Origin of the sequence: Fulvivirga lutimaris, from assembly GCF_009711525.1 — a bacterium.
Taxonomy (GTDB): domain Bacteria; phylum Bacteroidota; class Bacteroidia; order Cytophagales; family Cyclobacteriaceae; genus Fulvivirga; species Fulvivirga lutimaris.
On sequence record NZ_SMLV01000138.1, the window covers coordinates 1 to 2,706 of the forward strand.

General features: G+C 34.9%; 2 protein-coding genes. Both read right to left on the reverse strand.

Annotation, left to right across the window (positions count from 1 at the left end; genetic code table 11):
* A partial coding sequence (gene asnB, locus E1140_RS00815; RefSeq protein ID WP_155178054.1) for an asparagine synthase (glutamine-hydrolyzing) occupies positions 1-1,639 on the reverse strand: 1,639 nt, incomplete at its 3' end.
* On the reverse strand, positions 1,639-2,706 hold a 1,068-nt coding region (locus tag E1140_RS00820; protein WP_221412598.1), incomplete at its 5' end, for a hypothetical protein. The genes asnB and E1140_RS00820, both read right to left, overlap by 1 nt.

A 2,706-nucleotide genomic window follows, 5' to 3' on the forward strand; every position in this document is an offset into this window, starting at 1 on the left:
GCAAATGTCGCTCGCCTACTTTTTTAAGAAGGTATTTCTGGGTTTTGTTTTTATACTTCAGGTCGCCTTTGATGGCTAAGGCTAACTCAACCACCTCCTTATCAATAAATGGTACGCGCACTTCTACAGAGGCGGCCATTGAGGCCCTATCTGTATAGGTCAGGTTTAATCCTTGCATAAAATAATGCATATCAGTAAAACACATTTTATTGATATAGTCCTTATCTCCATAGGCCTCATTAAAAATTGATCTATGAGAGTTTATCATTTCATTGGTTTGAGTGGTTACATCTCCTGTAAATAGATTGTTTAGCTCATTTGAATCATAATATGAGTAGCTTCTTTGGTAAGCATCCGCAGGTGATAAGTTTGCAAAGGAAAAAAACCTTTGGGCCCACCGAACTGGCTTTATACCTCTAGAACCTATTTTAACAGGTAAAACATTGGCTGTCGCTTTTACTAAAGATCGAAGAGGTTTAGGTATATTCTGATATTTTAGTGCAAGGAGTGTTGCCATCTGTCTTCGATAGCCAAAAAACAGTTCATCTGCACCCATTCCAGATAAAAGAACTTTTACACCATTATCTCGAGCAGCTTTTGATATAAGATAAGTATTTATCGCTGCAGGGTCACCAATAGGTTCGTCCAGATGATACACCATGTGAGGTAATTCATCAGTTATAGATGGATCAATTTGTATTTCATGATGTTCAAACCCATGTTGCTTTGCAAGTTGTCTTGCATATTTGGCATCATCTGGCATTTGCTCAATGTTCTTATCTTTTTGAGTAATAGCAATGCTATATGTAGACAAGGGTTGGTGCTTACCTGCCAAAACGGATAATAATGAAGAGTCTAATCCGCCACTTAAGAATGCGCTAACCGGCACATCGGCTTCCAAATGTCTTTTAACAGAGTTTTGAAGTGCAATATCAATGGCTTCAATGGCTTCATTTTCATTAGAAAAGCGTATTAATGTTGAGGGTTTATAATATTGTTTTAATTCAATTTTCCCTTTCTGACCTACAATGGCATAATGCCCTGCTGGTAATTTTTCTATGGAAGAAAACATGGAGTCGTTACCAGGTATCCATAAATAATTTAATGAAGCTGTTAAGCTGTTGAGGTTTAATGCCTTGTTAACCCCAGGAGCTTTAACAAGTGTCTTGAGTTCTGAAGCAAAAGCAAATTGATTTCCATTGGAGTAAAAGAAAAATGGTTTAATTCCGAAAGGGTCTCTAGCTACAAAAAGGTTACCTGATCTCTTATCATAAATGGCAAAGGCAAACATACCTTTAAGGTCATTGAGGCAATCAGCGCCTTTAGCCCTATAAAGTTCTAAAAGAACTTCTGTGTCTGAGGTTGTCGAAAAGTACACTCCTGTACTTGACAGTTTTTTTCTTAACGATTTGTAATTATATATTTCACCATTAAAAACTACAACTAACCCATCTTTCTCAAAAGGTTGATTAGCGGCATCACTAATATCAATAATTGATAATCGCTGATGAAAGAGTTTTAAATTTTCATTTTGATAACTGTTCTGTGCATCTGGCCCGCGATGTTGTTGAAGGAAATTGACCTGATCAAAATAGGAATCATTGAAGTCGAAATTTAAAAAGCCTGCTATGCCGCACATTATGATGTAAGTTCAGGTTTCTCCTTAAATTCATAAATAGTACTAAAATAAACCAGCCAGAACAAAGCTGAACTATGAGGTAGTTCTAGAACAACATGAAAACTAGACCACATAATTAGCCCCAGAAGAGCCAGTGCTAAAAAATCTCTTTCTCTTGTAGGGTTGAAATTAGCTCGATTAATTAAGTATAAGAACATATTCTTTAGAGGTAAAAATATAAGTAGCATAAATGCAAAACCCAAGTGGTAAGCGATGGTTATAAATGAATTATGCATCGGGGTTAAATACTCTTCTTCTGGTCTTACTTCAAACCAAGGTGAATTCAGTTGCGTTCTCATGGCTTCCAATATTTCCGGTGTTGTAAACTTTACACCAAATCCATGACCTAATACGCCATAATAGTCAATAAATATATCTTTCAATGTGATCTTCCAGTAAAGCAATCTCCAAAGCGTATTATCATCCAAAAATTGAGAGGGAAGGAAAAAAATGAGTGCAAATATTCCGAGAATTGTAACTCCAGAAATAACTGCTTTCTTAAATTTTTCAAGATGAAAAAATATATAGGTGCCTAAAATTGTGAAGAACAAAACAATTGAAGATCCTTGATGTCCCAATGTTGTGATTAGTAATAAAAAGGAAAGCAATACCACCCATTTCCACCACTTTTTTAAATAAACCAATAAAAATACTTCAAATAGAAATAGAGCCATAAAACCCATTTCTGAGAAGTAGTTAAAGTCATCAAAAAGCCTGTTTGAATAATTCTCTTTAAAGGCAAAATTGTAAATATGAAATCCAATTTGACTTACAACAGCCAAGAAACCTAAGATAATATAAAACTTAATATTGAATTCATGAGCCTTTGCATTTATAAGTGCATGAAATATTAAATATATGTTCACAAGATAAACTATCACTGCAAACTGTCGAATTGTATAGTTCACAGGAGAGCTAATGATGAAATACGAGTAAATCAAATAGAAAAAGGCGACCCCAGCGAATAGTTGAATGGGCCAGATAGTAAGACTAATTTTAGCTCTAAGAATATATAAAACGCTTATGAT